This is a genomic window from Nocardia sp. NPDC060220 (genome assembly GCF_042727815.1).
GTDB lineage: Bacteria > Actinomycetota > Actinomycetes > Mycobacteriales > Mycobacteriaceae > Nocardia.
This window is the reverse complement of sequence record NZ_JBHWZY010000530.1, coordinates 1-4,897: the sequence shown is the minus strand read 5'-3', so window position 1 is coordinate 4,897 and position 4,897 is coordinate 1. Positions and strand designations below refer to the sequence as shown.

At 69.0% G+C, this 4,897-nt stretch carries 5 protein-coding genes; 2 read left to right on the top strand and 3 right to left on the bottom strand.

What is annotated here, in order from left to right; genetic code table 11:
* From ACFWF3_RS24320 to ACFWF3_RS24310, 3 genes are all read right to left on the bottom strand, one after another.
* Nucleotides 1-1,219: VWA domain-containing protein (locus tag ACFWF3_RS24320; RefSeq protein WP_379315426.1), on the bottom strand; the 1,219-nt coding region annotated here is incomplete at its 3' end.
* Nucleotides 1,220-1,221: 2 nt separating this feature from the next.
* Nucleotides 1,222-2,100 (bottom strand): MoxR family ATPase, encoded by an 879-nt coding sequence (locus ACFWF3_RS24315; RefSeq protein WP_358071885.1) that lies wholly within the window; start codon nucleotides 2,098-2,100, stop codon nucleotides 1,222-1,224.
* Nucleotides 2,097-3,362 carry a glutamate-5-semialdehyde dehydrogenase gene (locus ACFWF3_RS24310; protein ID WP_378993768.1) on the bottom strand — a complete coding sequence of 422 codons (1,266 nt, stop codon included), beginning with the start codon at nucleotides 3,360-3,362 and terminating at the stop codon, nucleotides 2,097-2,099. The genes ACFWF3_RS24315 and ACFWF3_RS24310 overlap by 4 nt, the downstream gene beginning before the upstream one ends.
* Before the next feature lie 154 nt (nucleotides 3,363-3,516).
* Here ACFWF3_RS24310 and ACFWF3_RS24305 point away from each other — a divergent pair, with 154 nt between their 5' ends.
* Together ACFWF3_RS24305 and ACFWF3_RS24300 are read left to right on the top strand one after the other, a co-directional pair.
* Complete coding sequence (locus tag ACFWF3_RS24305) at nucleotides 3,517-4,392, top strand: ribokinase (RefSeq protein ID WP_379315424.1); 876 nt, start codon at nucleotides 3,517-3,519, stop codon at nucleotides 4,390-4,392.
* Between the two features lie 81 nt (nucleotides 4,393-4,473).
* Nucleotides 4,474-4,897 (top strand): RtcB family protein (locus ACFWF3_RS24300; RefSeq protein WP_379315422.1); only part of this gene is annotated, 424 nt, incomplete at its 3' end.

Genomic DNA, 4,897 nt, shown 5'->3' with positions numbered 1-4,897 from the left:
GGGTATCCAGCTGCGGGTTGCGGTAGTTGGTGCGGCCGTCGCCGAGAACCAGCAGCGAGCTGCGGCTGGTGACGGCCTCACCGAAGTTCTCGGCGAAGCTGGTCAGCGCGTAGCCGTAGTCGGAGTGCCCGTCGGCGTCGATGATGCGCGACTCGGTGAAGATCCGGGTCATCACATCGTCGAGACCCGCGTACGGCTCGAAGAAGCTCGTCACCTCATCGGTGCGGTCGACGAACGCGAAGATCCGCACCCGGGAGAACTGCTCCCGCAGCGCGCTCACCAGCAGCAGTGTGAAGTTGCTGAACCCGGCCACCGAGCCCGAGATATCGCACAGCAGCACCAGTTCCGGTCGACCGGGGCGCGGCTTGCGGTTCACCAGATCGATCGGCACCCCGCCGGTGGACATCGAGGCACGCAGGGTCTTGCGCAGATCGATTTCGCCGCGCCGCGCTCGTTTGCGCCGCACCGCCAGCCGGGAGGCCAGGATCCGGGCCAGTCGCTGGGTGCCGCGCCGCAGTTCGGTGAGCTCGCGTTCGGACGCGCGCAGGAAGTCGGCGTCCTCGGCCTGGCGCGCGACACCGTAGGTCGCGACGCGTTCGCGCCCGATCTGCTCTGCCACGCGCCGATTGGTCTCGGCTTCCACGCTGGCCCGAAACCCCGCGATGCGTTCCCGTGCGACGCGGCGGGCAACCTCGGTGTCGCGCTCGCTCGCGTCCGGCGGCAGAGCGAGACCCGCGAGCACCTTGGCCAGCAAGGACTGGGGCGCGAGATCTTTGAGAGCCTGGTACGCGGAGAACGACGGTCCACGCGCGGACTGGTACTGCCCCAGCTGTTCGACCACCTGTCCGGCCAGCATCTGCAACTGCTCGCCACCGCCGTCGGCGGCGAGCATTTCGGCGAGCTGCTCACGGAGGGCGGCCAGGTCGATCTCGCCGTCCGGGGTGCGTGGCAGGTCCGGAGTCTCAGCGGTGCGATCACCCACGGCAACGGGGAACCACAGATCGAACAGGCCGTCGAAGGTGGCGCGATGGGTGGGCCTGCGCAGCAGCGCACAGGCCAGCCCTTCGCGCACCGCTTCGCGATCGAGCAGATCCAGCACGGTCAGTACCCGGCCCGCATCGACGGTTTCCGAGGGTCCCACCGGCACGCCACGGGCGCGGAGCGCACCGACGAAACCGGCGACGTGGCCGCCGATTCCGTGGGGTGCTGGCGCAGTCACGATCAGGCCAGTTTCAGCTCGGCCAGCGCGCGCTGGTGATCGCTGCGGTGCTTGAGCACCACGCCGAGCGTGGCGCGCACGGTCGCGTCGTCGAGGTCGGCGGCGCCCAACGCGAGCAAGGTGTTGCCCCAGTCGATCGTTTCGGCGACCGAGGGCAGCTTCTTGAGTTGCATACCGCGCAACACGTGCACGACCCGCACCAGTTGCTCGGCCACGGTGCTCGGGAGTTCCGGCACACGGCTGGCCAGGATGCGGCGCTCGAGATCTTCGTCGGGGAAGTCGAGGTGCAGGTACAGGCAGCGGCGTTTGAGCGCCTCCGACAGTTCCCTGGTGGCGTTCGAGGTGAGCACCACGAACGGCTTGCGCGTGGCGGTGATGGTGCCCAGCTCGGGCACGGTCACCGCGAAATCGCTGAGCACTTCGAGCAGCAGACCCTCGATCTCGACGTCGGCCTTGTCGGTCTCGTCGATCAGCAGCACCGTCGGCTCGGTGCGGCGGATGGCGGTGAGCAACGGGCGCGAGAGCAGGAACTCCTCGGTGAAGACGTCGGCTTTGGTTTCGGCCCAATCATTTTCACTCGACGCCTGGATCCGCAGGATCTGCTTGGCGTGATTCCACTCGTAGAGCGCGCGAGCCTCGTCGACGCCTTCGTAGCACTGCAGGCGGACCAGTTCGGCATCGGCGACCTGGGCTACCGCCCGCGAGAGTTCGGTCTTGCCGACACCGGCCGGGCCCTCGATGAGCAGCGGTTTGCCCAGCCGGTCGGCAAGGAAGACCGAAGTGGCCGTTGCTTTGTCGGCCAGGTAGCCGGTGGTGGCGAGGCGGGAGATGACATCGTCTACCGACGTGAAGATCGGTTCCTGTACGAGAGTCACGATCACACCGGCCGAGTCTGGCCGTCGCCCCACACGATCCACTTCGTGGAGGTGAGTTCGGGCAGTGCCATCGGGCCGCGGGCGTGCAGTTTCTGGGTGGAGATGCCGATCTCGGCGCCGAACCCGAACTGCTCACCGTCGGTGAACGCGGTGGACGCGTTCACCATCACCGCGGCGGCGTCCACGCGGGCCGTGAACTCGCGAGCGGCGGCCAGATCGGCGGTGACGATGGCCTCGGTGTGGCCGGTCCCCCAGGTGTTGATGTGGTCGACGGCGGCATCGAGGTCGTCGACCACCTTCAGCGCGATATCGAGGGTGAGGTACTCCTCACCCCAGTCGGCGTCGGTGGCCGGGACCTGACCGGGCAGGTCGCCGTGGATGGTGACGCCCGCGTCGTCGAGCGCCTTGCTGAGCCGCGGCAGCGCGGTCTCGGCGACGGCGGCGTCGATGAGTACGGTCTCGGCGGCGTTGCAGACGCTGGGTCGGCGGGTCTTGGCATTGAGCACGATGGCCTCGGCCATGTCCAGATCGGCGGCCGAGTGCACGTAGACGTGGCAGTTGCCGGTGCCGGTCTCGATGGTGGGCACCTGCGCGTCGCGGACGACGGCGTTGATCAGGCCCGCGCCGCCGCGCGGGATCACCACGTCGACGAGGCCGCGGGCCTGGATCAGGTGGGTGACGCTGGAGCGGTCGTTGCTCGGCAGCAGTTGCACGGCATCGGCCGGAACATCCTGGGCGACAAGGGCCTCGCGCAAGACCTCGACCAGTGCGGCGTTGGAGTTCGCCGCCGAGGACGACCCGCGCAGCAGCGCCGCATTGCCCGATTTGAGAGCGAGACCGAACGCGTCGACGGTGACATTGGGCCGCGCCTCGTAGACCATGCCGACCACACCGAGGGGGACGCGGGTCTGGCGGATCTCGAGGCCGTTGGGCAGCGTGGAACCGCGCACGATGACACCCACCGGGTCGGGCAGAGTGGCGACCTGCCGCAGCCCCGAGGCGATGCCGTCGATGCGGGCCTTGGTGAGCCGCAGCCGATCGAGCAGATTCTCCTCGGTACCGGCGGCCTGCGCGGTCGCGATGTCCTCGGCGTTGGCCGCGAGTACGCGATCGGCGGCGGCGAGCAGGGCGTCGGCCGCCGCGTGCAGGGCGTCGTTCTTCTGCGCCGTGGTCAGCTGAGCCAGCACACGGGACGCGACGCGAGCCCTGCGGGCGGCGTCGTGCACCGCTGCGCGGATGTCCAGCTCGGGGGTCACTTCTACCGTCATGGCTATCAGCCTACGCAGGCCGCCTCGCGCGCTCGACGCCACCCGGGACCCGGAATAGCCCTCCGACCGGCACCGGGACCGAGTTGTGCACAGGTTCGGCGACGCCGTCGACAAAGTTGTCCACAGCAACGCCGTCGCCGCTAGATTCGGCGTCATGGATCGCACCGGTTCGCCGACCGTCGTCGTGCTCGGCAGCGTCAATATGGACCTGGTCACGACGGTCCCACGCAGGCCCGCGCCGGGTGAGACGGTGCTCGGGAGCGACTTCGCGACCGTGCCCGGCGGTAAGGGGGCGAACCAGGCGATCGCGGCCGCGCGATCCGGGGCGCGGGTGCGATTTCTCGGGGCGATCGGCGACGACGCGTTCGGGACGGACCTGGCGGCCACGTTGTCGGGGGCCGGCGTCGACATCACTTTGCTCCGCAGGGTCGATGGCGCCAGCGGGATCGCCTCGATCGTGGTCGACGAGGCAGGCGAGAACAGCATCATCGTGGTGGCGGGGGCCAACGGGCGGGTGACCGAGCTGACGGCAGCCGAACTCGCCGCGATCGCGCGTGCCGACCTCCTGTTGTGCCAGTTGGAGATTCCGATCCACACGGTGCTCGCCGCAGCACAGCACGCCCGCGCGTCGGGCACCGTCGTCGCGCTCAATCCGTCCCCGGTTCAGCCGCTGCCCGAAGAATTATGGGCGGCCGTCGATCTCGCGATCGTGAATTCCCTGGAGTCCGAGCAGTATTCGGACGAGCTGACGCACGTCGCGCATCTCGTGCGCACGCTCGGTGGGGACGGCGCCGTTTATCGCGACGCCGACGGAAACGAGCGATCCGTCGGCGGTCGCACCGTCGAGGTTCTCGACACAACGGGCGCGGGCGACGCGTTCACCGGCGCGCTGGTCGCAACCTGGAATCGGGGCATTTCTACCGCGCTGAACTGGGCGAACACCGCCGGAGCTCTGACGACCACCCGGCTCGGCGCGAGCTCGGCGATCCCCGGAAGCGACCGGATCGCGGCGGCCCTCACCGCCGACTGACCTGTCGGGCGCGGCGAAAATCAGGTGCGCCGCCTCCACCCCATCCCTACCGTTGGTCCTTCATCAAGGAGAGGACCGACCATGTTTCCCGTCGAGCTGCGCGGTACGCGAGCGCAGACGCTCATGTGGGCCGACGAGCACGAGATCGAGCAGTCAGCGCTGCGCCAGCTTCGCAATATCGCGAACCTGGAATGGGTGCACGGACTGCGCGTGATGCCCGATGTGCACCTGGGCAAAGGGGCGACGGTCGGGTCCGTGATCGCGATGCGTGATGCGGTGGCGCCTGCCGCGGTCGGGGTGGATATCGGGTGCGGGATGGAGAGCGTGAAGACCGATCTCACCGCCGCCGACCTGCCGGATGACCTGCGCTCGTTGCGCAGCCGGATCGAGAGCGCGGTACCGGTCGGCTTCCAGGCGCACAAGGACGCGGTGAACGTCACGAAGCTGGGTGCGGAGTTCGCGGGGTCGCATGGGCAGGCCGCGTTGCGGGCCAACAGCTGGGAGC

What these genes read in the sequence shown, in the direction of transcription:
- ACFWF3_RS24305 (WP_379315424.1), top strand. Translation starts at nt 3,517, where the DNA reads ATGGATCGCACCGGTTCGCCGACCGTCGTCGTGCTCGGCAGCGTCAAT.
- ACFWF3_RS24310 (WP_378993768.1), bottom strand. Translation starts at nt 3,362, where the DNA reads ATGACGGTAGAAGTGACCCCCGAGCTGGACATCCGCGCAGCGGTGCAC.